This is a genomic window from Brevundimonas sp., from assembly GCF_036732845.1.
Lineage (GTDB): Bacteria > Pseudomonadota > Alphaproteobacteria > Caulobacterales > Caulobacteraceae > Brevundimonas.
On the sequence record NZ_DAINBO010000002.1, the window covers coordinates 1 to 24,745 of the forward strand.

The 24,745-nt window shown below is 68.0% G+C and carries 20 protein-coding genes and 1 tRNA gene; 10 read left to right on the top strand and 11 right to left on the bottom strand.

What is annotated here, in order from left to right:
* From V7D63_RS01140 to V7D63_RS01155, 4 genes are all read left to right on the top strand, one after another.
* Positions 1-551, top strand: a 551-nt coding sequence (locus V7D63_RS01140; protein WP_333590419.1) for a DUF4287 domain-containing protein, incomplete at its 5' end; no start/stop codon positions are given.
* Positions 552-608: 57 nt separating this feature from the next.
* The gene (locus tag V7D63_RS01145; protein WP_333590420.1) at positions 609-1,982 is read left to right on the top strand and encodes a class II 3-deoxy-7-phosphoheptulonate synthase; all 1,374 of its coding nucleotides are present in this window, start codon (positions 609-611) and stop codon (positions 1,980-1,982) included.
* A gap of 59 nt (positions 1,983-2,041) precedes the next feature.
* A complete protein-coding gene (locus V7D63_RS01150) occupies positions 2,042-2,635 on the top strand; it encodes a prephenate dehydratase domain-containing protein (RefSeq protein ID WP_333590421.1) in 594 nt (197 codons plus the stop codon).
* Between the two features lie 264 nt (positions 2,636-2,899).
* A complete protein-coding gene (locus tag V7D63_RS01155) occupies positions 2,900-3,670 on the top strand; it encodes a chorismate mutase (protein ID WP_333590422.1) in 771 nt (256 codons plus the stop codon).
* Between the two features lie 103 nt (positions 3,671-3,773).
* Here the strand turns inward: V7D63_RS01155 and panC are convergent, their stop codons facing one another.
* Positions 3,774-4,640: a pantoate--beta-alanine ligase gene (panC, locus tag V7D63_RS01160; protein WP_333590423.1), complete on the bottom strand. Its 867-nt coding sequence runs from the start codon at positions 4,638-4,640 to the stop codon at positions 3,774-3,776.
* Positions 4,641-4,726: 86 nt separating this feature from the next.
* Between panC and V7D63_RS01165 the strand changes: the two genes are divergently transcribed.
* The 3 genes from V7D63_RS01165 (at position 4,727) to V7D63_RS01175 (ending at position 6,722) form a co-directional block, all read left to right on the top strand.
* Positions 4,727-5,335, top strand: a complete 609-nt coding sequence (locus V7D63_RS01165) for an SPOR domain-containing protein (RefSeq protein ID WP_333590424.1) — start codon at positions 4,727-4,729, stop codon at positions 5,333-5,335.
* Positions 5,336-5,467: 132 nt separating this feature from the next.
* On the top strand, positions 5,468-6,301 hold the full coding sequence (locus tag V7D63_RS01170; protein ID WP_333590425.1) for a division plane positioning ATPase MipZ: 834 nt from the start codon (positions 5,468-5,470) through the stop codon (positions 6,299-6,301).
* Position 6,302: 1 nt separating this feature from the next.
* The gene (locus V7D63_RS01175; RefSeq protein WP_333590426.1) at positions 6,303-6,722 is read left to right on the top strand and encodes a molecular chaperone DnaJ; all 420 of its coding nucleotides are present in this window, start codon (positions 6,303-6,305) and stop codon (positions 6,720-6,722) included.
* Here V7D63_RS01175 and gor read toward each other — a convergent pair.
* The 3 genes from gor to glmU all read right to left on the bottom strand — a co-directional run bounded on the left by gor (position 6,719) and on the right by glmU (position 10,471).
* A complete protein-coding gene (gene gor, locus V7D63_RS01180) occupies positions 6,719-8,119 on the bottom strand; it encodes a glutathione-disulfide reductase (protein WP_333590427.1) in 1,401 nt (466 codons plus the stop codon). The two genes, V7D63_RS01175 and gor, sit on opposite strands and share 4 nt — an antisense overlap.
* A gap of 140 nt (positions 8,120-8,259) precedes the next feature.
* Positions 8,260-8,946 carry a ribose-5-phosphate isomerase RpiA gene (gene rpiA, locus V7D63_RS01185; protein WP_333590428.1) on the bottom strand — a complete coding sequence of 229 codons (687 nt, stop codon included), beginning with the start codon at positions 8,944-8,946 and terminating at the stop codon, positions 8,260-8,262.
* Between the two features lie 178 nt (positions 8,947-9,124).
* A complete protein-coding gene (glmU, locus tag V7D63_RS01190) occupies positions 9,125-10,471 on the bottom strand; it encodes a bifunctional UDP-N-acetylglucosamine diphosphorylase/glucosamine-1-phosphate N-acetyltransferase GlmU (RefSeq protein ID WP_333590429.1) in 1,347 nt (448 codons plus the stop codon).
* A 67-nt stretch (positions 10,472-10,538) separates the two neighbouring features.
* On the opposite strand from glmU, the gene V7D63_RS01195 reads away from it, so the two are divergent.
* The 3 genes from V7D63_RS01195 to V7D63_RS01205 all read left to right on the top strand — a co-directional run bounded on the left by V7D63_RS01195 (position 10,539) and on the right by V7D63_RS01205 (position 12,570).
* A complete protein-coding gene (locus V7D63_RS01195; RefSeq protein ID WP_333590430.1) occupies positions 10,539-11,255 on the top strand; it encodes an HAD hydrolase-like protein in 717 nt (238 codons plus the stop codon).
* Between the two features lie 57 nt (positions 11,256-11,312).
* A tRNA-Val gene (locus tag V7D63_RS01200) sits at positions 11,313-11,387 on the top strand.
* Between the two features lie 94 nt (positions 11,388-11,481).
* On the top strand, positions 11,482-12,570 hold the full coding sequence (locus V7D63_RS01205) for an ABC transporter ATP-binding protein (RefSeq protein WP_333590431.1): 1,089 nt from the start codon (positions 11,482-11,484) through the stop codon (positions 12,568-12,570).
* Between the two features lie 30 nt (positions 12,571-12,600).
* Here the strand turns inward: V7D63_RS01205 and V7D63_RS01210 are convergent, their stop codons facing one another.
* The 7 genes from V7D63_RS01210 to V7D63_RS01240 all read right to left on the bottom strand — a co-directional run bounded on the left by V7D63_RS01210 (position 12,601) and on the right by V7D63_RS01240 (position 24,561).
* Entirely contained in the window at positions 12,601-15,771 is a 3,171-nt protein-coding gene (locus V7D63_RS01210; RefSeq protein WP_333590432.1) for a discoidin domain-containing protein, read from the bottom strand.
* A 162-nt stretch (positions 15,772-15,933) separates the two neighbouring features.
* Positions 15,934-16,749, bottom strand: a complete 816-nt coding sequence (locus tag V7D63_RS01215; protein ID WP_333590433.1) for a carbohydrate ABC transporter permease — start codon at positions 16,747-16,749, stop codon at positions 15,934-15,936.
* Entirely contained in the window at positions 16,746-17,696 is a 951-nt protein-coding gene (locus tag V7D63_RS01220; protein ID WP_333590434.1) for a carbohydrate ABC transporter permease, read from the bottom strand. The genes V7D63_RS01215 and V7D63_RS01220 overlap by 4 nt, the downstream gene beginning before the upstream one ends.
* The gene (locus V7D63_RS01225; RefSeq protein ID WP_333590435.1) at positions 17,693-18,967 is read right to left on the bottom strand and encodes a sugar ABC transporter substrate-binding protein; all 1,275 of its coding nucleotides are present in this window, start codon (positions 18,965-18,967) and stop codon (positions 17,693-17,695) included. The genes V7D63_RS01220 and V7D63_RS01225 overlap by 4 nt, the downstream gene beginning before the upstream one ends.
* Complete coding sequence (locus tag V7D63_RS01230) at positions 18,964-20,403, bottom strand: glucoamylase family protein (protein ID WP_333590436.1); 1,440 nt, start codon at positions 20,401-20,403, stop codon at positions 18,964-18,966. The genes V7D63_RS01225 and V7D63_RS01230 overlap by 4 nt, the downstream gene beginning before the upstream one ends.
* Before the next feature lie 88 nt (positions 20,404-20,491).
* Positions 20,492-23,500 (bottom strand): TonB-dependent receptor, encoded by a 3,009-nt coding sequence (locus V7D63_RS01235; RefSeq protein ID WP_333590437.1) that lies wholly within the window; start codon positions 23,498-23,500, stop codon positions 20,492-20,494.
* Positions 23,501-23,514: 14 nt separating this feature from the next.
* A complete protein-coding gene (locus V7D63_RS01240) occupies positions 23,515-24,561 on the bottom strand; it encodes a LacI family DNA-binding transcriptional regulator (protein WP_333590438.1) in 1,047 nt (348 codons plus the stop codon).
* Between the last annotated feature and the right edge of the window lie 184 nt (positions 24,562-24,745).

The window sequence follows — 24,745 nt, forward strand, 5'->3', positions numbered from 1 at the left end:
AGAAGAAGTGGTTCGCCACCGTCCAGGCCAATTTCGAGAAGAACACCGGCAAGCCCCTGGCCGCCTGGATCGAGATCATGAAGGCGTGTCCCGAGACCACGCCGCGCGCCCAGGCCGCCTGGCTGAAGGCGGAATACGGCGTCGGTCAGAACCATGCCGCGCACATCCTGGACGCCTGGTCGTCCAAGGACGGCATGGGCTGGGACGAGCCGGAGGCCCTGCGCGCGGCCTTGTGGAAGGACTCGGCGTCGCTGGCGATCCTGGAGGCGGTCGAGCGGATCGCCAGGACCGATCCGACCGTCATCTCGGGCCAGCGCAAGGGCTACACCAGCTTTTCGCGCGCCGTGCAGTTCGCGGCGACGCGGCCGTTGAGGGGCGGGCGCGCCCTTCTGGGGCTGAAGCTGGAGCCGGACGCCTCCCCTCGCCTGTCGCCTTCGGTGCGCAGAGAGAGCTGGTCCGAACGCCTGGCCGCGGTCATCGAGCTGGACGCGCCCGATCAGGTCGACGCCGAGGTCGCCCGCCTGTTCGCCCTGGCCGCCGAGCGCGGCTGAGGGCCGCACCGCCGCCCGTGCATTGTTCCCGGCCTTTCGACGGCCTATCTTGACGCCATGAGTATGCGTTGGAACCCCGACAGTTGGCGGACCAAGCCCGTGGTGCAGATGCCCACGGACTATCCCGACCCGCGCGCCCTGGCCGCGGTCGAAGACGAACTGAGCGCCATGCCCCCGCTGGTCTTCGCCGGCGAGGCCAGGAAGCTGACCGAACGTCTGGCCCAGGTGGAGGCCGGAAACGCCTTCCTGCTGCAAGGCGGCGACTGCGCCGAGAGCTTCAAGGAATTCTCGACCGACAACATCCGCGACGCCTTCCGCCTGATCCTGCAAATGGCCGTTGTCCTGACCTTCGCGGGGCGCAAACCCGTGGTGAAGGTGGGCCGCATCGCCGGCCAGTTCGCCAAGCCGCGCTCGTCGTCGCTGGAGCAGATCGGCGATCAGACCCTGCCCAGCTATCGCGGCGACATCATCAACGGCATGGCCTTCACGCCCGAGGACCGGCTGCCCGATCCGCAGCGGCTGCTGAAGGCCTATAACCAGTCGGCGGCGACGCTGAACCTGCTGCGCGCCTTCGCCGGCGGCGGCTATGCCGACCTGTACAACATCCATCGCTGGACCCTGGGCTTCGCGGCCGACAACGCCTACGGCGCCAAATACCGCGACCTGGCCGACAAGATCGGCGAGGCCCTGGCCTTCATGGAGGCGGTGGGCGTGACCCCGGCCACCCATCCCGACCTGGCGCGCGTGGAGGTGTTCACCAGCCACGAGGCCCTGCTGCTGAACATGGAGAGCGCCCTGACGCGCCTGGACGGCGCCACGGGCGAATGGTTCGACACCTCCGCGCACATGCTGTGGATCGGCGAGCGCACCCGCCAGTTGGACGGCGCCCATGTCGAGTTCATGCGCGGGATCAGGAACCCCATCGGCCTGAAATGCGGCCCGACGCTGGAAGCGGACGAGCTGCTGCGGCTGATCGACGTGCTGAACCCGGACAATACGCCCGGCCGTCTGACCCTGATCGGCCGCTTCGGCGCGGACAAGGTCGGCGATCGCCTGCCCGCCCTGATGGCGGCGGCCAAGACCCACGGCAAGCGCGTCATCTGGTCGATCGACCCGATGCACGGCAATACGCTGAAGGCCGCCAACGGCTATAAGACCCGGCCGTTCGACCGCATCCTGGCCGAGGTCCGCAGCTTCATCGACGTGGCCGAGGCCGAAGGGGTGCACCCCGGCGGCGTGCATCTGGAGATGACCGGCCAGAACGTCACCGAATGTCTGGGCGGCGCCCAGGCGGTGACCGAGGACGACCTGTCCAGCCGTTATCACACCCATTGCGACCCGCGCCTGAACGCCGACCAGGCGCTGGAGCTGGCCTTCCTGGTCGCCGAGCGGTTGAAATCGGGCCGTCAGGATCGTTCGGCCGCGGCCTGACCGCTATCGACAGCGCGCCTTCCGATACATAACTGGTCTGCGTCAGACCGGAGGCCCGCATGACCCATGTCGACAGCGCCGCGGACGGCAAGGCGCCGCCCCTGATCACGGGGCGCGTGGCCTATCAGGGCGCGCCAGGCGCGTTCAGTCATGAGGCCTGCCTCAATCTGCGCCCGTGGGACACGCCGGTCGGCTTTCCGACCTTCGAGGCGGCCATCGAGGCCATGACCTCGGGCGACTGCGGCTGCGCCCTGATCCCGGTCGAAAACTCGTCCATCGGCCGGGTCGAACCGGCGGCCAGCCTGGTCGAGGCCCTGGAGCTGGAGCCGATCGCCGAGGTCTGGAGGCCGATCCGCCTGGCCCTGATGGCCCCGCCCGGCGCGCGCCTGACCGACATCAAGACGGCCGAAAGCCACCCCGCCGCCCTGGGCCAGTGCGTCCATACGCTGAAGGCCATGGGGATCGCGGCGGTCGAGGCCTTCGACACCGCCGGCGCGGCCCAGATCGTGGCCGAGGCGGACGACCCGACACGCGCGGCGGTGGCGCCCATGCCCGCCGCCGACGCCTATGGCCTGTCGATTCTGCGCAACGATCTTCAGGATTCCGCCGACAATCGGACGCGATTCGTCCTGTTGAGCATCGCTCCGGCTTGACGCCGCACGATCCTTGCGCGATCCGCATGGGGTGGATCGACCCAAGATCCCGACGGAACCGGACCCATGTCCTCGCTGCGCGCCAAGGCTGAACTGACGAACCGCTCGCGCGCGGCCGGCTATTATTTCGGCTTTTACGGCTTTCGATACGCCGGCTGAGGCGTCGGGCACGACACGCTCCTGACAGTCTCGCCGGCGACCGCTCCGCAAGAGCGGCCTTTTCGCCTGCATCGAAATTCCGTTTCTCCGAAAGCCTAGAGTCCCATGTCCAAGTCCAACATCCAGCAGATCTGGCCCGCCGCGCCCGCCGATCCGCGCGACCTGACCCCCGAGCAGATGGCCCTGGCCGCCCTGCGTCACGAGATCGACCTGGTCGACGAACAGATGCTGGCCCTGTTCGAGCAGCGCCTGCGTCTGGCCGACCGCGTCGGCAAGGCCAAGGACGCCCCAACCGGCCCGCACACCAAGCTGCGTCCCGACCGCGAACAGACGGTGCTGAACCGCATGCTGGCCCGCTGCGCGCCCGACAATGTCGAGCCGGTCGAACATCTGTGGCGCGAGATCGTCGGCTGGGGCCTGGCGCGCCAGGGCCGCCAGAAGGTTCAGGTCTGGGCGCCGGTCGATCCCGCCCGCGCCTTCGACGGCGCCCGCCAGCGTTTCGGCGCGGCGGCCGAGATCCGCACCGCCCACACGCCTGAGGCCGCCCTGGCCTTCGCGGCCCAGGAGGGCGGGGTCGCCGTTCTGGCCGTCAACTCGGGCGATCCCTGGTGGATCGGCCTACGCCGCGATTGGGACAGTCTGACGGTGTTCGACGGTTTCGGCGGCGAGACGCCGACGGCCCTGGCCGTCGCCAAGATCGACCCTGCCGCCCTGCCCAAGGGCCGCCGCGTGGTGGTGTCGGCGGGCGGCGACGCCGGCGACGGCGCGGGCGCCCGCCGCTGGGGCCTGGCCACGCATCACGGCTGGTCCCTGCACCTGACCGACGCCGTCCTGCCGCTGGGCGAACCGCACGGCTGCGTGGGGGCGATCGGGTAATCAGGCGCGAGTGGTTGGTGATTAGTGGCGAGTGGTTAGTGTGGGGTCACGCTCTGACCGCAAGCCACGGCTCATGAAGCTCTATGATCCCGGCTACGTCTCACTAACCACTAACCACCGCGAGATTGTCGATCAGCCGCGTCCTGCCGATCCAGGCGGCGGCGAGGATGCGCGCCGGGGCGTCGACCGTGCCGGAGAAGGCCGCCAGATCGTCGGCGCGGCGCACGGCGACATAGTCGATGCGGTCGAAGCCGGCCTTCAACAGGGCGGCGTGGGCGTCCTTCTCGACCGCCGCCAGCGGACGGCCCACGGCCGCCTGCGCGCCCGCCTGGGCCAGCACGCCGTTCAGGCGCCGCGCGACCTCAAGCTGGGCCGGGTCGAGGTAGGCGTTGCGGCTGGACAGGGCCAGGCCGTGATCGTCCCGGGCCGTTGGCGAACCGACGATGTCGGTCGCGATGTCCAGGTCGCGGGCCAGACGGCGCACGACCATCAATTGCTGGTAGTCCTTCTCGCCGAACACGGCGACGTCGGCCTGAACCTGATTCAGCAGCTTGGCCACCACCACCGCCACGCCGCCGAAGAAATGGGGTCGGAAATCGGTCTCCAGCCCTTGCGACGGCCCGCCGACCTCGACGCGGGTGGAAAAGCCCGCCGGGTACATTTCGACAGCCGTCGGCGCCCACATCAGATGACAGCCCGCCCCAGCCAACAGTTCGGCGTCGCGCGCCTCTTGTCGGGGATAGGTCCCCAGATCCTCATGCGCCGCGAACTGGGTCGGATTGACGAAGACGCTGGCCACCACCCGGTCGGCGCGGCGCAACGCCTCGGCCACCAGGCCCAGATGCCCCCGGTGCAGCGCGCCCATGGTCGGCACGAAACCGACGCTGAAACCTTGCCCGCGCCAGCCGCGCACGATCGCGCGCAGATCGGCGACGGTGCGGACGATGGGCAGCGGATGATCATCGGACATGGTGAAGCGATTAACCTTCGGCCTTAAGCCTGTTCCTCAACGGGACCTCAAAGCCTGCCCGCTAGGGTCCGCTTATGGCCCTGCCCGTGTCCCGTCCAGTCCTGGCTTCCGTGTTCGCTCTGGCGCTCGGCGCCTGTAGCGGCATCGAGAACGATCCCGACCGTTTCGAGTCCATGGCCCGCGCCGTCGCGGCCATCGACGTGCCGATGACGCCCGTGTCGCGCGACGCGCCCTCGGTTCCCGTCCTGGCGACCGCCGCCCAGTCGGGTCTGCGCCCGGCCTTGCAGGTTCAGGTCATGGACCCCCACGATCTGTGGGACGCCCGTGACGGCGCCGTCGAAGGCGCCGTGCGTCAGGCCGTGGTCCGCACCGCCGTCGAAGCCGCGCCCGTGGCGGCCCAGGCCGCCGTGCGCCGAGCGTCGGAACGCGCCGGTCTGCGCCCCGCCCTGGCGTCCGCCGCCGGGTCGACGGTGATCCAACTGGGCGCCTTTTCCTCGGAAGCCGCCGCCCGCGCGGCCTGGGCCGAGATCAGCAAGGGCGGCGCGCTGCCGGGCCTGTCGCCGCGTTTCGAGGCGGTCGAGGTCAACGGCAAGCGGCTGACCCGCCTCAAGGTCGGTCCCATCCCCGTCCAGGCCGCCGCCGGCCTGTGCCGCGCCGCGCGCGTGGCCGACCCCTGGTGCCGTCGCGGGGCCTGACCCCCTGCAAGTCCATCCACAAACACGACGTTAACCTGTCGTTGACCTTCGCCCGGCGCGGCCCGATTCTGAAGGTCCTGGACCGGCGCACAGTGAGTCGCGCGTCGGCCGTTTCACACGGGTTCATCGCGCATGTCGCAGCCGCTGGTCGTCGTCGTCGGCAATGAAAAAGGCGGGGCGGGCAAGTCCACCCTGGCCATCCATATCGTCACCGGCCTGCTGCACGCGGGCAGGCGGGTCGCCATCATCGACCTGGACCTGCGCCAACGGTCGATGGCGCGCTTCTTCGCCAATCGCCAGACCTGGGCCGAGGCGAACGGCCATGTCCTGCCGATGCCGACCGAGCCGGACATGGGCGACGGCAAGGCCCTGGCCCGCGCCGACGAGACCGAGCAACTGGCCCGGTTCGAGACCGCCTTCGCCGAGGCGAAACAGACCGCCGACGTCATTCTGATCGACACGCCGGGCGGCGACACCGCCCTGTCGCGCACGGCCCATGCGCGGGCCGACCAGATCATCACGCCGATGAACGACAGTTTCGTGGATTTCGACCTGCTGGGTCAGGTCGATCCGGTGACGCTGGAGCTGCAAAAACCCTCCATCTATTCCGAGAGCGTCTGGGAGGCGCGCAAGCACCGGGCCATCACCCAGGGCCGCAACGCGACCATCGACTGGGTCGTGCTGACCAACCGCCTGGCCGTGGCCGAGGCGCGCAACCGCCGCCGTCTGCAAGAGCGGATGGACAAGCTGGCGAAACGGGTCGGCTTCCGCGTCGGGCCGGGCCTGCGCGACCGGGTCATCTATCGCGAGCTGTTCCCCTTCGGCCTGACGGTGGCGGACCTGTCGAACGAGGTGCGGCCGGTGGCGGTGTCCCTGGCCCATGTCGCGGCGCGCCAGGAGTTGCGCAACCTGATGCAGGCCCTGGGCCTGGACGAGGCCCTGACCCCGCTGAACGCGGCGGCGTGAGTTGAGCCTGATCTGGCTGGCGCTGGGCGGGATCGCCCTGTGGGCCTTGATCCGGCTGGGCCGCCAGACCGAGGGACCGCGCCGGGGTCATTGGCGCGTCGCCGCGACCATCGTCGCCGCCGTCTGCATCGCCGGGGGCGTTCTGGCCTTGTCGAAGGGGGCTTGGCTGACCGGCGGCGGCCTGTCGATCGCGGGCCTGTGGCTGACCCTGGCGTCGCGCCAGAGACGGCCCGCCCCTGCCCGCGCGGACCTGTCGGACGCCGAGGCGCGCTCAATACTGGGCGTGCCCCCCGGCGCCGACGAGACCGCGATCAACGCCGCGTGGCGGCGGCTGATGACCCGCGCCCATCCCGACCAGGGCGGCACCGAGGGCCTGGCCGCGCGTCTGAACGCGGCGCGGGATCGTCTGCTGAAGCGCTAGCCCGCCGAGACGTGCCCTGACGCCTGCTTCTCCTTCAGGGTCACCAGTTCTTCGGCCATGGTCGGGTGGACGGCGCAGGTGGCGTCCCATTGGGCCTTGGTCAGGCCGGCCTTCACGGCGATGGCGGCCAGTTGGATCATCTCGGGCGCCTCTGGCCCGACGATGTGGACGCCCACGACCTTCTGGCTGGCGGCGTCGACCACCAGCTTCATCAGCACCCGTTCGTCCGAGCCGGTGAAGGCGTATTTCATCGGCCGGAACCGGGTCAGATAGACATCGACCGCGCCGGGGCAGCTATGGCGCGCCTCGCTTTCGGTCAGACCCACGACGCCGACCGGCGGCTGGCTGAAGACGGCGGTGGCGACGGCGTCGTAGTCGAAGGCCTGAGGGTTGTCGCGATAGACGGTTTCGTGAAAAGCCACCGCCTCGCGGATGGCGACGGGGGTCAGGTTCATCCGGTCGGTGACGTCGCCGATGGCCCAGATGTTGTCGGCCGTGGTCCTGGAGAAGCCGTCGACCTTGATCGCCCCGTTCTCAGTCAGCGCGACGCCCGCCGTCTCCAGCCCCAGACCCTGGACGTACGGAACCCGGCCGGTGGCGAACATGACCACGTCGGTCTCGATGTCATGGCCGTTCTCCAACCGGTTCAGCAGGCCGGTCTCGGTCTGTTCGATGGAGGCGTGTCGACTGCCCAGGATGACCTTGATCCCGCGCTTCTCGATCTCTCCGGCCAGATGGGCGCGCACGTCGTCGTCGAAGCCGCGCAGGATATTCGGCCCGCGATAGAGCAGGGTCGTCTCGACCCCCAGTCCGGCGAAAATGCCCGCGAACTCCACCGCGATATAGCCGCCGCCCGCGATCAGGATGCGTTTGGGCAGTTCCGGCAGGTGGAAGGCCTCTTCCGAGGTGATGGCGTGTTCGACGCCCGGCAGGTCGTCCGGCTTCCACGGGCGGCCGCCGGTGGCGATCAGGATCTTCTCTGCCGTGATGATCCGATCCCGGCCGCCGTCCTTCTTGAGGATTTCGACCGTATGGGCGTCTTTCAGCACGGCGCGGCCATGCACCAGATCGACCCCCGCCTTGCCCAGGTTGGCGGCGTAGATGCCGGACAGGCGGGCGATCTCGACATCCTTGGTCTGGATGAATTTGGGCCAGTCGAAAGACGCGCCCTCGAACGACCAGCCATAGCCCTCGGCGATCTCTAGGGCGTGGCTGACCTCTGACGCCATGACCATGAATTTCTTGGGCACGCAGCCGCGGATCACGCAGGTGCCGCCGACCCGGAACTCTTCGGCGACCGCGACCCGCTTGCCGCCCAGCGCCGTCAGCCGCGCCGCCCGCACCCCGCCCGAACCGGCGCCGATGACGAAGAGGTCGTAGTCGTAAGTCTCGCTCATTTTATCCGCTCATCCCGGCGAAAGCCGGGACCCAGTGCTTTGGGCGATCGGTCGTGCCGATCAGAAAGGCCGCCTATCCCATGCACCCTGCCCCACGAAAGGACTGGGTCCCGGCTTTCGCCGGGATGAGCGGGTTGAGGTTACGGAAGTAGTATGTCCACGCCCGAATCCAAGCCGATGATCGCTTCGTCCGCCAGGTCCAGGAACAGGCCGTGTTCGACGACGCCGGTGACCAATTTCAGGTCGTCGGCCAGGCGCACCGGGTCGTGGATGGCGCCGCAGCGGGCGTCATAGATCAGATTGCCGCCGTCGGTGCGCACCAGACCGCGCTCGGCCTGGCGCACGCGGGCGGGCATGGCGATGTCGTGGTCGGTCAGAACGTCGAGAATGCGGTTGGCCGTGGTCTTGTGGCCGAAGGCGACGACTTCGATCGGCAAGGCGAAGGCGCCCAGCACCGGAACCACCTTGGCCGCGTCGGCGATGACGATGCAGCGGGCCGAGGCCTCCCACACCAGTTTCTCGCGCAGCAGGGCCGCGCCGCCGCCCTTGATCAGGGCCAGACCCGGCCCGACCTCGTCGGCGCCGTCGACGGTCAGGTCGAGGCGCGGCGTGTCCTCCAGCGTCGACAGGGGCAGGCCCAGGTCGCGCGCCAGTTCGGCGGTGGCCTCGGACGTCGGCACGCAGCGCAGGCCGGTCAGGCCGCGCGCCGCCAGCGCCTTGACGAACCAGGCGGCGGTGGAGCCGGTGCCCAGGCCCACGACCATGCCGCTCTCGACGCGCAGGGCGGCGGCCTCGCCGGCTAGTTTTTTCTGGATTTCAACAGTCATGAAAGGCTCCCTCTCCCGGCGGGAGAGGGCTTGAGGCTCGCAGAGCGAAGCGATGCGCCAAGCCGAAAGGGTGAGGGGTTACGGTGCGAAACGGCGAGACCTAAACCCCTCACCCTTTCGCGCAAGTCCGATCGCTGCCGCTCCCGGGCGCTCAAGCCCTCTCCCGCCGGGAGAGGGGTCATGATTTTTGCGCCTTCTTGGCCCTCATCATGGACATGAAGCGGGCGGCCCAGCCGGGCTTCACCTCTTGCCGCGCGCGTGCCAGGGCCAGGGCGCCGTCGGGCACATCGGCCGTGATCACCGAGCCGGACCCGACCATGGACCCCGCCCCGATGGTCACTGGGGCGACCAGCGAACTATTGGAGCCGATGAAGGCCCCCTGCCCCACCGTGGTGCGGTGTTTGAAGACGCCGTCATAGTTGCAGAAGATGGTCCCGGCGCCGATGTTGGCGCCCGCCCCCACCGTTCCGTCGCCCAGATAGGCCAGGTGATTGGCCTTGGCGCCCTGGGCCATCGTAACGTTCTTCACCTCGACGAAATTGCCGATCTTGACGCCCTCGGCCAGGTCCGCGCCGGGACGCAGGCGGGCATAGGGACCGACCTCGGCCTTGGGACCGACGGTCGCGCCCTCCAGATGGCTGAAGGCGCGGATGCGGGCGCCCGACGCCACCGTCACGCCGGGACCGAAGACGACATTCGGTTCGATGGCGGCGCCGCCCTCGATCTGGGTGTCCCAGGCGAACCAGACGGTGTCGGGTGCGGTCATGGTCACGCCGCGTTCCATGGCCGTTTCGCGCTGGACCTTCTGAAACAGGGCCTCGGCCTGGGCCAGTTCGGACTGGGCGTTGACGCCCATCACCGCATCCTCGTCCGCAAAGACGGCGCGGGTCGGGGCGCCGCGTCCGCGCGCCAGTTCGACCACGTCGGTCAGATAGTATTCGCCCTTGGCGTTGTCGTTCCTGACCTGGGCCAAAAGGTCGAACAGCAGGTCGGCGGGCGCGGCCATGACGCCGGAGTTGCAGGTCGTGACCTTCAACTGATCGGGGTTCGCCTCCTTGTGCTCGACGATGGCCTCCAGCCCGCCGTCGGCGTCGATCAGCAGGCGGCCGTAGCCGGTCGGGTCGCGCGCCTCGAAGCCGACCACGGTGACGCCCTGACCGCCGAACACCGCCTCGATGTCCTCGGCCTTCAACAGGGGCACGTCGCCATAGGTGACGACCACCTGGCCCACGAAGCCCGCCAGCGCCGCCTTGGCCGCCAGGACGGCGTGGCCGGTGCCCAGCGGCGGATCCTGGACCGCCACGGCGGCGGCGCCCAGCCGCATCTCCACATGGGCGCGGACCTGGGGCGAATGGTCGCCGACCACCACCACGATCCGCTCGCAGCCCAGCCCCTGGGCCGCGTCGATGGCGTGATCCAGCATGGCGCGGCCCCCGACGGGGTGCAGCACCTTGGGCAGGGGTGACTTCATCCGCGTGCCCTGTCCGGCGGCGAGAATGATGGCGGCGCGTGCCTGGGTGGTCATGAATCGGTCCAACGGCTAGGGCGTTGCGGGAGGTCTAACCCATCGGGCGGCCCGAAGGGAGACGAGGATGATCGAACGCGACCTGGAAGGCTGGACCCTGGCGTTCGACCTGGACGGCACCCTGGTCGAAACCCATCGGGACCTGGTCGGGACGCTGAACCGGATGCTGGCGCTGAAGGGTCTGCCCGAAGTTCCGATGGAGGGCGCACGCGACCTGATCGGCGGCGGGGCGCGGGCCTTGCTGACGCACGGTTTCGCCCTGGCGGGCGCGCCGCCCGAGCAGGCGAACGATCCCGCGCTGTATGACGCCTTCATCGCCGACTACATCGAGCACATCGCCGACCATTCCCAGCCGTTCGAGGGCTGCGTCGAGACGCTGGACGGGCTGGCGGCCCGCGGCGCGACCCTGGTGGTCGTGACCAACAAGCGCAGCGACCTGTCGGAAATGCTTCTGGATCGTCTGGACCTGACACGCCGGTTCGCCGCCGTGGTCGGCCCGGACAGGGTCAGCGCCAAGAAACCCAGCGGCGCCCATCTGGTCGAGGCGGTGCGTCTGGTCGGCGGCGATCCGGCGCGTTCGATCATGGTCGGCGACGCCGAACCGGACATCGGCTGCGCCCGCGACGCCGGTCTGCCGGTGATCGGGGTGAGTTTCGGCTACACCCCCACGCCGGTCGAGGAGCTGCTGCCCGACGTCATCGTCGACGCCTTCGCCGACATCGAAGAGGCGGTCGACATGATCGTGGTCGACCACTATGTCGCGCGCGCCCTGTCGGGGGTCTGACAGCAGGGCTTGCGCCCATCAAGGCGCCGGGCTATGTCCGCGCCTCCCCGATCTGATGGATGCGTAGCTCAGCGGGAGAGCACCTCGTTCACACCGAGGGGGTCACAGGTTCAATCCCTGTCGCATCCACCATCTCCTTCCCTCATGATCGTCCGGCGACAGCGCCTTGCGGCGCGGCTGTAACCGTTTACGGTGGCGGCGAAACAAGCGCTCGGGTGAGGAAAACATGGCGGACGTCCGGCTGACCGGCGTGACCAAGGCGTTCGGCGCCGTGCAGGTGTTGAAGGGCGTGGACCTGGCGATCACCGACGGCGAATTCGTGGTCTTCGTCGGTCCCTCGGGCTGCGGCAAGTCGACCCTGTTGCGCACCATCGCCGGGCTGGAAGAGGCGACGTCGGGGACGCTGGAGATCGGCGGGCGGGTCGTCAACGACCTGTCGCCGTCGGATCGCGGCATCGCCATGGTGTTCCAATCCTATGCGCTGTACCCGCACATGACGGTGTACGAGAACATGGCCTTCGGCCTGACTCTGGCCAAGGCGGACAAGGCCGAGATCGACCGCCGCGTGCGGGCCGCCGCCGAGACCCTGAACATCACCGACTATCTGGACCGCAAGCCCAAGGCTCTGTCGGGCGGCCAGCGCCAGCGGGTGGCCATCGGCCGAGCCATCGTGCGCGAACCGCAGGTGTTTCTGTTCGACGAGCCGCTGTCGAACCTGGACGCCGCCCTCAGGGTGCGGATGCGTTACGAGTTCGCGGCCCTGCATCAGCGGCTGAAGACGACGATGGTCTATGTCACCCATGATCAGGTGGAGGCCATGACCCTGGCCGACCGGATCGTGGTGCTGAACGGCGGACGAATCGAACAGGTCGGCGCGCCGATGGAGCTATATGAGCACCCTAAGAACCTGTTCGTGGCCGAGTTCATCGGCAGCCCCAAGATGAACCTGATCGCCGCCGAGGTGGTCGAGGCCTCGGCCACGGGCGCGACGGTGAAGACGGCGGGCGGCGAGACGCTGAAAGTCGCGATCGACGCCTCGGGAGCCAAGGCGGGCGACATGGTCACCCTGGGCGTGCGGCCCGAGCACCTGACGTCAGACGGCGACGGCGGGGTGCTGAAGACCACGGCGGACTTTGTCGAAACCCTGGGCAACGCCACCTACGCCTATGTGCGGCACCCGGGCGCGAGCGAAACCCTGACGGTGCAGTTGCCGGGGGACATGCGGCCCAGAGCGGGGGATGCGATGGCGCTGCACGTGGCAGCGGACAAGGCGCATCTGTTCGACGCGGACGGAACGGCGTTCCAGCGCATCTGATCCTTCTCCCCTTGCAGGAGAAGGAAGAGGTCAGCGCATCTCGACCCGTCGCGCGCCGACCGGGATCGACAGTTCGCCGTCGGTCCAGGCCGCGTCACGGCCGTCGATCATGACGCGCGCGGGCGGCGTCGCGCCTTCGGGCCAGCGTAAGACGAAGCCGCCGGGCGGGACGGCGCCGGGGGACAGGGTCAGAACGTATCCCTGCCCTTCCCGCTTCAGCCGATAGGACAGGGCGCCATAGGGGGTGCGCAGCCGCTCGACGCCCACGCCGGTCTCGCTGTCGATCCAGGCCAGGGGAACGCCCGCCGCCAGAACCAGCGCATGGTCGCTGTCGCGTTCATAGGCCAGAAGATCCAGCGCCGAACGGATGTAGTCCGAACTGATCCACGCATGGGGCATGTCGCCGATGAAGACCGGGCGACGTTCGTCGCGCCCGGCCACCTCGGCCCAGCCGTTCCAGGCCTGGGGCCGCACGTCGTGGAAGAACCAGTCCAGGGCCTCCAGCGCGCGATCCCTCTGGCCCAGGCGCACGAAGGCGCCGACGACGCGCAGCTCATAGGGGGTGTAGACGTCCCAGTCCTGACGGTTGGACAGACGATCCTGGAAATTCGCCCAGTATTTGTCGAACGTCCGGTGCAGCAGATCCCGCGGCAGGTCGTCGATCAGGCCGCCGGGCGACAGGCCGATGGTGGTCGAGGTCGCGTCGAAATCGCCCCGGTCGGCGGCGCCGGCGATCCAGTCGATGTCATGATGGGTCGCCGTGTTGCGGATCGAAGCCATCAGGTTGGAGCGGAACTGACCGGCCGAGACGCGGATCTGGGCCGCCGTTTCCTCTTCGCCCAGAACCTCGGCGATGAAGGCGGCGTCGCGATAGCCCAGCAGGCCCCAGAAATCGTCCCAATAGGAATAGGCGGGGCGGTCGGAATAGCCCTCATGGCTGATCGACGGCGGCAGAAGCCCGAACAGATGGGCCTTGTCGGCGGCTTCATACGCCTCAGTTCGGGTCTCGGCGCGCAGGGCGTTCATATAGGCGACGGCCTTCTTCACCGGCTCCCAGACCTGGCGCAGCAGGGCGTCGTCGCGGGTGTAGCGCCAGGTCTCGGCGGCCAGGAAGATGAACTCGCCGTGGCTGTCGTTCTCGGGCACGGGGTCGGCGCCGCGTGCATCGACGCAGCACGGCACCTTGCCGTTGTCGAAGACGCGCGGAGCGTACCAGCGCAGATAGGCGGCCGACAGATCGGCGTGGCCCAGACGGTTCAGCCCCTCGGCCATCATGGCCCCGTCGCGGATCCAACTGCGGTTGTAGCTGCGGGTGCCAGGCTGGAGGCTGGGTCCCTGACGCGACATCAGCATATGGGCCAGGGACGAGCGGACCGTGTCCTCGATACGCTGGGCCTGGGGCGGCAGGATCAGATCGACGCGGTCCAGCTTTTCCCGCCAGGCGGCGGCGACCCGGCCCTCGACGGCGCCCAGAACCGCCTCTGCCGAACCGGCGGCGGGCAGGGCGGGCGCAGGCCCGGACAGGGGCGCCGTCCAGCCGAAGGTGCGGGTTTCGCCGGGCCGCAGCGTCACATCGTACAGCAGGGCGCCGGACATCAGGTCCGAGGCGTCGTCCACGATCAGTCGTTCGGCCGCGGGTGAACGACGGCCGGTCGCCAGCAGGCTCTGCGGATCGGCGCCCGCGTCGAAGGTCGCGGCGACGACGACGTCGGGACGGGCCAGGGCGCTGACGCGGATATCGTCATTGAGGACCAGGGCCGCGCCGTTCCAGTCCGCCCGCCGGATCGGGCCGACGCCGCCGGGAATGGCCAGGAATTGCAGCGGGCCGTTGACCTGATACGGCCGCGCGGCCAGCGCCAAGGTCAGGGTCAGCGGCCGGGTCGAGGTGTTGGTCAGATCATAGCGGCCATAGAGCTGCGCCCGCTCAGGCGTTCCGTCGGCGAAGGCGGTGACGGTCAGCCGCCAGTCGTCGGCGGCCCAGGTCACGGCCGGGATGGGCAGGTCGCGGTCGCGTTGGCTCTGGGTGATGTTGACGTCGGCCCAGGTGACCAAACGGCCGTTCTGCAAGACGAAGGGTTCGATGGACGGGCCGGAGCGGCGCAGTTCGATGGCGCCGTCCTCGCCGATCAGGCCGCTCTCGCCGCCGCCGTCGACGCCGACCAGGGTCCAATAGGGCTGCTCGCCGTGAAAGCCGCGCGGATAAAGACCCCGGCGGCTCTCGCCCGCCACGGCCGTCACGAAGGCGGTCGGGGTCTCGCCGAAGGCCAAGGGTTCGATCTCCAGCGCGTTCAGGGCGTAGGCCGTCTGGTCGCCGCCCTGCCGCTGCGCCAACGTCAGGCGAAGATGGCGAGCCGAGGCCTCGGGCGTGCGCACCCAGTCGACGCCGCCGTTTCCGTCGACGACTGAAACGAGCGGACGCCAGGTCTGGCCGTCGGGCGAGGTCTCGATGCGATAGGCCGAGGCGGCGCCCTTGTCGGCCCAGCGCAGGGTCAGGCCGCCGAATTCGCGCTCATAGCCCAGGTCCAGCGTCAGGCTCTGTTCGCCCAGGCCGGTGGTGCGCCAGGCGGTGGCCGGATCGTCGTCCACCGCCCGGGCGGCGACGTCGGCGCCCGATGTGCTGGAGGCCGTGGCGAGAGGGCGCGGGTCGACCGAGGGTTCGGGCGGCAGATCGCGGATCGTCAGTTGATCGACCTCGATGAAACCGCGTCCCCCCTCGCCCGCCGTGACGACGAATTCGATGCGCGCGGCGCCGGTGAAGGTCTTGTCGGTGGTCGGACCCCAGGCGAAGGCGATCTGGCGCTTCTTGATGGTGAACAGGGTCCAGCCGTTGGGCGCCGTCCAGCCCGGCACGCGGCGCCAGTGGACGTTCTCGCCACTGGCGTCGACCAGTTTGATCTCCAGCGTATTGGTTGGTCCCTGGCCCCGCACCCAGAAGGCGATCTCATAGTTGTCGGGCACGGTCAGCGGCAGGGCGCGAGCGGCGAAGGCGTAGCCCGAACGCCCGTTGAAGTCGTAGGTCAGGCGCATGGCCTTGCCGTCATGGCCAGCGACGGCGGTCACGGCGGAGTCCACATCAGTCGAAGCGTCGGCGGTCCACGGCGCAAGGCCCTCAAAGGCATCCAACACCCGTGTCTGGGCGGCGGCGGGCGTGGCGAACAGCAGGGTCAACGCTACGATCCAAAACGTTTTCAGCGCGCCCATGCCTCTACTCCATCGTCATCCTCGGGCTTGACCCGAAGATCAGGCGATCCGTCGCCCTGTCGTTATGAAAGGACGCACGAACCGACGTGCGTCCCGGTCTTCGTCTCGGCTCGTCGTCGCCTCTGATCCTCGGATCAAGTCCGAGGATGACGGAGCATGGCTTCAGCCCTTCACGCTGCCCGCGAGCATGCCGCGGATGTAGTAGCGTTGCAGGGCCAAAAAGAGGATCAGCACCGGGGCGACCGTCAGCACGGACCCGGCCATCATCATCTCGATGTCCTGAACATGCTCGCGCGACAGGGCGGCCAGGGCCACCGGCAGGGTGTAGTTGGACTGGTCCGTCAGAATGATCAACGGCCACAGAAAGTCGTTCCAACTGCCCAAAAACACGAACAAACCCAGGGTCACGATGATCGGCTGAAGCGTCGGCAGGACCACGCGGCGGAAGATCTGGCCTTCCGAGGCGCCGTCGATGCGGGCGGCCTCCAGCATCTCATCGGGGATGCTGAGCGCGTACTGACGCACCAGGAACAGGCCGAAGATGGAGGCCAGCCACGGCACCAGCGCCCCGGCGTAGGTATTCACCAGCCCCATGCCCTTCAGCATCAGAAACAGCGGCAGGGTGCCGATCTGGGCCGGGATGACCAGGGCGCCGACCAGCATCTGGAAGATGCGCTCCCGGCCCGCGAAGCGCAGCTTGGCGAAGGCGTAGCCGGCCGGAACGGTGAAGCCGAGGGCCAGGATGGTCGCCAGCGTCGCCAGGGCGAAACTGTTCCCCATGTAACGGCCCATGCCCTGACTGACGAACAGGTCGCGGTAGTGGTCGAAGGTGATGCGGCTGGGGATCAGCGGCGGCGGGAAATTCGCCGCCTCGCCGGTCGGCATCAGGCTGACCGAGACCATCCACAACAGCGGGAAAAGGACGATCAGAGCCACGACCGCGACGGCGAGGTTCAGCAGGATGACGCGGGGCTTCATGTCTCGGCCCCCATGCGGCGCGCGGCCCAGAGTTGGACCATGGTCACCGCGAAGATGCACAGGAACAGGATGAAGGCCACGGCGCTGGCGGAGCCGAGGTTCCACCATTTGAAGCCTTCCTCGTACATGAAATACAGTACCGTCACGGTCGACTGGGCCGGCCCGCCTTGCGTCATCACATAGGGTTCGGCGAACAGTTGGAAGAAGCCGGCCACCGAGATGATCGAAACCAGCAACAAGGTCGGGGCGATGGCCGGCAGGGTCACATGGCGGAACTGTTTCCACGGCCCGGCGCCGTCGATGCGCGCGGCCTCATAGAGGTCGTCCGGCACGGTCTGGAGAACCGCCAGGAAGATCAGCATATTGTAGCCGAAGATCTTCCACACCACGAACATCAGGATGGCGGGAATGGAGGTCTCGGGCTGGCCCAGCCAATCGACGGCGGGCAGGCCGACGGACTGCAGCGCCCAGTTGATGACGCCGTAGCGGGTGTGCAGCAGATAGCGCCAGACCACGGCGGTCGCGACCAGGGTTGTGACATAGGGGGCGAAGAACATCACCCGCCAGATCGGCCGCCACTTCACCACCCGCGCGTTCAGGATGACGGCGGCGGCCAGGGACGCCGCGATCGACAGGGGCACGCCCAGAACGCTGAACCACAGGGTGTTCTTCATCGCCCCCCAGAACAGGGGATTGGACAGCAACTGCTCATAGTTCCGCAGGCCGACGAAGCGTAGATTGTCGAGATCGGCCAGGGCGTAGATGTCGAAGTCGGTCAGACTGAGCAGCAGGGCCGACACGACCGGTATGACGAAGAAGATCGCGATGGCGATCAGGGCCGGGGCGACGAAGCCCCAGGCGGCGCGTTCGCGGCGGCCCATGCCGTGACGGCGCGCGGGCTTGGCGAAGGCGGCGGCGGCGGCGGCGGCGGCGGGCGCGTCGGTCATGTCGTGCGCCCCCGTTCCAGCATCCAGCGGCGTTTCTCCAACAGGCGGTCGGCGCGACGGTCGATCTCGGCGCCCGCGGCCTCGGGCGTGTATTCGCCACGCACCATACGCTCGGCCACGATCTGCATCTCGGTGACGATCCGCTCCCATTCCGGGGCCTTGGGCACGGCCTCGGCGCGGGCCAGTTGGGCCTCGAAGGCCTTCAGATAGGGATCGTTCGCCACCGACGGCGTGGACCAGGCGCTGCGACGCGCGGGCAGGTCGCCGGTGATGCGGGCGAACTCGGCCTGGACGCCCGGCTCCAGCAGATAGCGGACCAAGGCCCAGGCGGCCTCCTGGTTCGGCGAAGACTTGAACACGGCCAGGGATGAGCCGCCGGGGGCCGAGGCGCCGGGACCGGTCGGGCCGGGCACGCCGGCCGTCATCCAGCGCGTCTGAGGCGGCAGGCGACGGCGGAACTCGCCCACATTCCAGGGACCGGACATGTAGAAGCTGAAATAGCCGCGCGCGAACTCGGTCCAGACGTTGGAGATCTGGGTGTTGGAGGCGACGGGCGCCAAACCCTCGTCGAACAGGCTCTTGTAGAAGGCCAGGGCCGCGACAAAGCCGGGGCTGGCGAAGTTGCCGCGCGTGGCTTGATCGACCAGCAGCGGCTCATCGACCTGAAGTCCAAACGTCAAAAGCTGCTCGAACTCATTGATCGGCAGCAGGATCGCATAGTTCCCCTGCCCCGCAGCGCGCTTGACCGCATGCATGGCGCGCTTCCAGTCGGCCCAGGTCGTGGGCATCTGGTCCCAGCCCGCACGGGCCAACAGATCGGCGCGATAGAACAACAGGCGGGTGTCCACATACCAGGGCGTGGCCATGGCGCGGCCGTCGACGGCGTTGGTGTCCAGCACCGCCGGGAACTGGTCGGTCAAGAGATCGCGCGCGGCCGTCGGCGTCGGCGACAGGGCGCCGATGGCCGACAGCTCCGCCACCCAGGTGTTGCCGATCTGGCTGACGTCCGGCAGCGAGTCCCCGGCGTAGGAGGTCAACAGCTTCTCATGCGCCGCCGTCCAGGGGACGATCTGGATCTGGACCTTCACGCCGGGATTGCGGCGCTCGAACTCGGGGATCAGATCGCCGACGTGGTCGCCTTCGTTGCCCATGGCCCAGAAACGCAGGCGCGTGACGCCGTCGTTCGCGCCGGAACAGGCCGACAGGCCCGACGCCGCCGCCCCGGCCAACAGGCCCAGCGCCGCGCGACGATCAGGCCGGGTCTGGATCATGCCTTGTCCAGCCAACCGCCGGTGAAGCCCGCGCGTTTGAGGCCCCGGATCAGGTTCGGCTCGCCGCGCATCCGCTTCCAGACGATGTCGGAGCGGTGGTTCTCGGTCATGACCACGATCGGTCCCTGGTCGATGCCCAGATAGTCGCCATCGACCCAGCCCACGCCCGGGACCAGCTTGCCGTGCATCAGCGCGGGGATGCGGTCGGCGGTCGTCAGGGTGGGGTTGAACGAATCCAGGAAGCCCCACTGGGTGTAGATTCCGGCACCGTATTTGGCCTTCATCGCCTTGACGCAGGCGGTGACGTCTTCCGGCGCGAACGGCAGGGAGGCGGCGGCGGCCGTGGGCGCGATCGTGCCGTCGTCGCGGTCGCCGGGACCGCGCGCCGAATAGCTGAAGAATTCGCGCTCACGCCCGCCGATGGTCGCCTTGAAGTCGCCAGGACCGTCACAGGCGGTCAGCCCCCAGACATCGGCCGAATAGCCGGCCCAGCCCATCGGATTGTCGACGGCGTATTTCTTTTGCGCCTGAACCGCGCGGCGGCTGTTCTCGAAATAGTCGAAGGGGCGGTCGATCTCGGCCGACTTGGCGCGCATCCAGGCGTCCTGAACGCCGCGGAAGTCGATGAACATATGGCTGTACTGGTGGCCGAACATCGGCGCGAAATGCAGGTGCGCGGGTCCCCGTTCGTCGGTCCAGCTCCGGCCATAGGCGCCGGTCCACTGGCTCCAGACGCCCTCGCCCACCGGATGGGTCGAACTGCCCAGGGCCAGCAGCAGCACGATCATGCCCTCGTTATAGACGTGCCAGTCGTGCGGGATGTGGCCCGTCTCAGGGTGCCAGCCCATAGAGATCAGGTCGGGTCGCACGACCGCCCAGTCCCATTCGATCCGGTCATAGATCGCCTGGGCCAGGCGACGGATCTCGGCCTCGTCGGCATGGTCGCCATCGAACCAGCGCGCGGCGAACAACATGCCCGCGACCAGCAGGGCCGTGTCGACCGTCGACAGCTCGGTGGTTCCGAACCGGTGGCCGGTCTTCATGTCGAGGAAGTGGTAGAAGAAGCCCTTGTAGCCGCCGTTCCCGGTCGGCTCGGGTCCCTGCGGCAGGTCGTGGAAGAAGCGCAGGGTGGTCAGGGTGCGCGTGCGCGCCTCGTCCCGCTGCATCCAGCCGCGCTCGACGCCGACGGGCCAGCAGGCCAGGGCGAAGCCGACGGCGGCGACGGAGGCGAAACTCTCGGTCGGCCAACGGTCGCGAGTCAGGCCGTTGGAACGGTCGGTGGCCTGCAGGAACCAACGGAAGGTGCGCTCCTGAAGTTCGTCGATCTCGGGGTCCAGCGTCAGGGGCGTGGACGCATGGCCGCGGGTCCCACAGGCGCCCAGGGCCAGCGCGACGGCCCCGGCGGTCGATCCCATCAAGAACAGTCGACGATCCATGGGGCGGTCTCTCAACGCGAAACACTCATACCAAAAAAGAAGGGCCGCCTCCCCCATGCGCGGGAGGCGGCCCAAGGGTCAGGAGTCTTTACCAGCTATAGCGCAGCGTGAACTGGAAGGTCCGCGTGGGCAGGGCCTGCGACGTCGGAAGCCCGAAGGTCGGGTTCAGGGCGGCGGTGGCCGAGTTGCTGGTCCGATAGGTCTGGTTGAAGCCGTTGTAGTTGTGGAAGTCGAAGATGTTGATGCCGTCCACGATGGCTTCGATGCGTTGGCCGTTGATGTTGAAGGTCTTGGCCAAGCGCAGGTCGATCTGACGGGTCGCGAACTCCAGACCCGGCAGGAAGGGACGGCGCTCGGGATAGGCAGCGTACCAGTTCGGCTTGCCCCCGTCATAGTTGAACATGGTGAAGGGGCGGCCCGAACCCAGGGTGATGACCGACGAGGCCTTCACATCCCAGGGCAGGCGCAGGGTGCCCGAGGCGACAATGCGGTGACGCTCCACTCCCGGCGTGTTGAACCAGGGCGAGACGTCGGGCGTCATATAGTCGAAGTCGAACGGCGACATGTTCTGGTCGCGGCTGCCGTTCTGTTCACCGTCGGCCAGGGTGTAGGCGACGTTGAAGCCATAACCGCTGACCTCGGTATAGGGGCGGTCGATGGTCAGATACATGGCCTTGTAGCGACGCTCACGGTCGTTGTGGGCATAGAAGACGCTGTCGTTGAAGGCGTAGGGCTGGCTGGTGTTGGGGTTGGTGAATTGCGACGGCCGCACCGTGATGGCGTTGGAATCGTTGACGTTCAGACGGTTCCAACCGAACTCGTCGTTCGTCTTGGAATAGGAGAAGGTCAGGGCCACCTGGATGTCGTCGAACCGTTGACGAATGCCCAGGTTGAACTGGTCCGTATAGGGCACCTTCAGATCGTTCTTGATCAGGAAGATCTCGCCCCGCCCCTGAACACCGCCCAGCAGGGCGTCCAGCCCGGCGCGGGTCGCATAGATGGGGTTCCAGGCGATGGTGTCCGTGCGTCCGCCGAAGGCACCGCCCGACGGCGAGAAGTAGATGTCGCGCGACAGGTTGAACGGCGAGAACCGTTCCGAGTTGGCGAAGTTGAAGCCGACACGGTCATAGTAGCGCCCGGCGCCGCCGAACAACACGGTGTGTTCGTCGCCGAACACGTCGTAGCTGAAGCCGATCCGGGGCTGGAAGGCGCCCTTGAAGCCGTCGCGGTCGCCGTCCGAGATATAGTCGTTGATGTCGACACGACGGACATAGGTCGGATCGGCGACGATGCGGGCCAGCACGTCGCGGATGACCTGAGGCGTGGTCCAGTCGTTGTTGAAGGCGTTGGTCTCATAATCCCAACGGATGCCCAGGTTCAGTTCAAGCCGGTCGGTGACCTGCCAGTCGTCCTGGATGTAGAGACCGATCTGTTCGTTCGAGACGTCGGTCGGCACGGTGGGCAGGTTCAGCGACACCCGCGTCGGAATGGTGGTCGAACCGAAGATGTCCGGGTTGGCCGTCACGTCATAGGTGTACTGCGGGTTCCGGTTGAAATACTTCTGCACATAGTAGTCGCGCATGACGTATTTTGCGCCCATCTTGACCGTGTGACGGCCCATCCATTCGATCTCGTTGAACGTCAGATCGTTACGGAACGTCAGGCCTTCGTCCCGAATGTCCTGGTTGTTGGTGCCGCCGCCGCCGCCGAAGATGAAGTCGCCGGTGTTGTAGTTGAACTGGAAGCCCGCCGTGGTCGTGGAATTGTCGCGATAGGCGATATAGCGCGTTCCCGGCGCGTCGAAGTTGAGCGCATGCGGGTTGTACTGGGACAGCATATATTCGACAGAGAAGACGTTCAGGAAGCTGTCGCCCTGGAACTGGTGCTTCAGAACCGCCGTGCGCACGTCGATGTCGATGGCGTTGGCGCGGGTGTAAGCGTTCTGCCCGCCAAAGTCGCGGATGTCCTGCTCAGTGCGATAGGTCGCGCTCAGCTCCACGATCTGACGGTTGTCGATCTGCCAGGACAGCTTGCCGAACACCAGGTCCTGTTCGAACGGCGCCTCGAACGTGCCGAGCTGGGTGTCGAACAGGCTGGTGAATTCAGTGCGGTTCAGGAACACCGAATTGCTGCGCGTCTCGTCCTTGCGCTCATAGCTCAGGAAATAGTGCAGGGTGTCGCGGATGATCGGGCCGGCGACATAGCCGCCGTATTGCAGGCGATCCAGTTGCGGCTTGGCCTCGCCCCGGCGCTGCGAGAAGACGTTCTGCGAGGTCCAGTCCGTGTCCTGATAGGTCACGAACATATTGCCGTGCAGGTCGTTGGAACCCGAGCGGGTCACGGCGCTGATAATGGCCGAGGAGGCCTGTTCGTACTCGGCCTTGAAATTCTGGGTCAAGACGCGGAATTCCGCCACGGCCGCCTGCGGGAACGGGTTGCCGCGGCTGTCGTCTTGGCCGGCCACGCCGCCGTCGATGATGTTCGACTTCAGGTTCTGACCGTCGATGAAGACGTTGATGGCGTTGGCCGACTGGGCGCCGGCGTAGATGGTGCGTTCGGCCGGGTCCTGCTGGACCACCACGCCGGGGGCCAGGGCGGCGAAGTTCAGGAAGTTGCGGTCGACCTGGGGCAGGTCGTTGATCTGCTGCTGGGTCACATTGGTGGCGACTTCGGGGGTGCGGACCTCGAACAGGCGGCGGCCGACCACCACCACGTCCTCAACGGTCGTGCCCGAACCGGGCGCGCGGGCGGCGACGTCGAGATCGAGCGTCGCGACCTGGCCCACGCCGATCGTGACCACGTCGCTGGCGGACTGGCCGTCCGCGGTGGTGACCGCGACGCTATAGGTGCCGGGCCGCAGGCCGGGCACGACATAGGCGCCGTCGCCGCCGATGCGCCCGCGGCTGACGAAGCCGGTGTTCACGTCCGTGAGGGTGATCGAACCGCCGGTCTCGGCCCGGCCGCTGTCATAGACCGAACCGCGCAGGGTGGCGGTCGAGATCTGGGCCGCGGCGCCGCCCGCGATCAGCAGCGAGGCGGCGACCGCCAGGGCCGAGGCGGTCCCCAGGGTGCGGATGCGGTGGGTGGATCTGGACATGGTGATATTCCCCCTCAGGAAGCGAGAACCGGTTCGGGACGAGACCCGCCGGAAGGTTTCAGGACGACGGTGCTGCTGGACTGACGAACGACCAGTTCGGGCGTGACGACCTCGCGAGAGGCGTCGGCTCGGTCGGGACCGTCGATCATTCCGACCAGGCGCTCCAGCGCGCGTCGGCCGGTTTCGGCGATGTTGATGCGCATGGTCGTCAGCGACGGACGCATCAGGGCGGCGATGGGCACGTCGTCGAAACCGACCACGGCCACATCTTCGGGACAGCGGACGCCCCGGTCTTGCAAGGCCAGGAGCGCGCCCACGGCCATCATGTCGTTGGCGGCGAAGACCGCGTCGGGCCGCGAAGGGCCGGACAGCAGGCCCAGACAGGCCGCATGGCCCGCCGCCTGGGTGAAATCGCCCTGGACGCTGACGGGCTTCAGGCCCGCGTCGCGCATGGCCTTCTGATAGCCGGCCAGACGGGCCTGGGCCTCGGCGTTGTGCAGCGGGCCGCCGATATGGGCGATGCGCGTGCGGCCCTGGGCGATCAGATGCTGGACCGCCGCGACGGCGCCGTCATGGTTGTCGACGACGATCGAGGGCCGTTTGGCGTCCACGGCGCCGCCGTTCATCAGCAGCACGGGCAGACCGCCCGCCAGGCTGCCGGCCAGCTTTTCGGCGTCGAGATGGGGCGACAGCACGATCAGGCCATCGACCCGCCCGCGCATCGAGCGGATGGCGGCGGCCGCCTCTTCCGCATGGTCGTGCGAACTGGAGACGATCAGGTGATAGCCTGCGTGACGCGCGGCCAGGTCTAGGCCGCGGATCAGCTCGGAGAAGAATTCGCCGAACAGGTCAGGCAGAATCACGCCGACGCTGTTGGTCTTGCTGGTCGACAGGCTGCGGGCGCCGCTGTGCGGGACGTAGCTGAGGGCCTCGACCGCCTCCATGACGCGGGCGCGGGTCGCCTCGGTCACCTGGCCGGCGCCGGTCAGCACGCGCGACACCGAGGCCACCGAGACCCCCGCGCGGCCCGCGACGTCGCGAATCGTGGCCGGCTTCACCATGCCGACCGTCGCGCGCCGATGTCAGGGATCGCCCCGTTTTCCAACTCGTCCTCCCTGTCCCGCCGGTCCCGGCTCCCTTATTGAGAGTCCGTCCGCGAAAAACTTGTAACCGATTACATGACACACTAGCCATCCGCCCCGCAAGTGCCCTAGTTTGGCCACACCCGACGCGCTGACAGCGCCC

Excerpts from the sequence above, each read along its gene's own strand:
- rpiA (WP_333590428.1), bottom strand. The coding sequence starts at position 8,946 with ATGACTGTTGAAATCCAGAAAAAACTAGCCGGCGAGGCCGCCGCCCTG.
- V7D63_RS01230 (WP_333590436.1), bottom strand. The coding sequence starts at position 20,403 with ATGGATCGTCGACTGTTCTTGATGGGATCGACCGCCGGGGCCGTCGCG.
- V7D63_RS01240 (WP_333590438.1), bottom strand. The coding sequence starts at position 24,561 with ATGGTGAAGCCGGCCACGATTCGCGACGTCGCGGGCCGCGCGGGGGTC.
- glmU (WP_333590429.1), bottom strand. The coding sequence starts at position 10,471 with ATGACCACCCAGGCACGCGCCGCCATCATTCTCGCCGCCGGACAGGGC.
- V7D63_RS01225 (WP_333590435.1), bottom strand. The coding sequence starts at position 18,967 with ATGATCCAGACCCGGCCTGATCGTCGCGCGGCGCTGGGCCTGTTGGCC.
- panC (WP_333590423.1), bottom strand. The coding sequence starts at position 4,640 with ATGTCCGATGATCATCCGCTGCCCATCGTCCGCACCGTCGCCGATCTG.
- gor (WP_333590427.1), bottom strand. The coding sequence starts at position 8,119 with ATGAGCGAGACTTACGACTACGACCTCTTCGTCATCGGCGCCGGTTCG.
- V7D63_RS01155 (WP_333590422.1), top strand. The coding sequence starts at position 2,900 with ATGTCCAAGTCCAACATCCAGCAGATCTGGCCCGCCGCGCCCGCCGAT.
- V7D63_RS01170 (WP_333590425.1), top strand. The coding sequence starts at position 5,468 with ATGTCGCAGCCGCTGGTCGTCGTCGTCGGCAATGAAAAAGGCGGGGCG.
- V7D63_RS01145 (WP_333590420.1), top strand. The coding sequence starts at position 609 with ATGAGTATGCGTTGGAACCCCGACAGTTGGCGGACCAAGCCCGTGGTG.
- V7D63_RS01220 (WP_333590434.1), bottom strand. The coding sequence starts at position 17,696 with ATGACCGACGCGCCCGCCGCCGCCGCCGCCGCCGCCGCCTTCGCCAAG.
- V7D63_RS01235 (WP_333590437.1), bottom strand. The coding sequence starts at position 23,500 with ATGTCCAGATCCACCCACCGCATCCGCACCCTGGGGACCGCCTCGGCC.
- V7D63_RS01210 (WP_333590432.1), bottom strand. The coding sequence starts at position 15,771 with ATGGGCGCGCTGAAAACGTTTTGGATCGTAGCGTTGACCCTGCTGTTC.
- V7D63_RS01150 (WP_333590421.1), top strand. The coding sequence starts at position 2,042 with ATGACCCATGTCGACAGCGCCGCGGACGGCAAGGCGCCGCCCCTGATC.
- V7D63_RS01215 (WP_333590433.1), bottom strand. The coding sequence starts at position 16,749 with ATGAAGCCCCGCGTCATCCTGCTGAACCTCGCCGTCGCGGTCGTGGCT.
- V7D63_RS01205 (WP_333590431.1), top strand. The coding sequence starts at position 11,482 with ATGGCGGACGTCCGGCTGACCGGCGTGACCAAGGCGTTCGGCGCCGTG.
- V7D63_RS01195 (WP_333590430.1), top strand. The coding sequence starts at position 10,539 with ATGATCGAACGCGACCTGGAAGGCTGGACCCTGGCGTTCGACCTGGAC.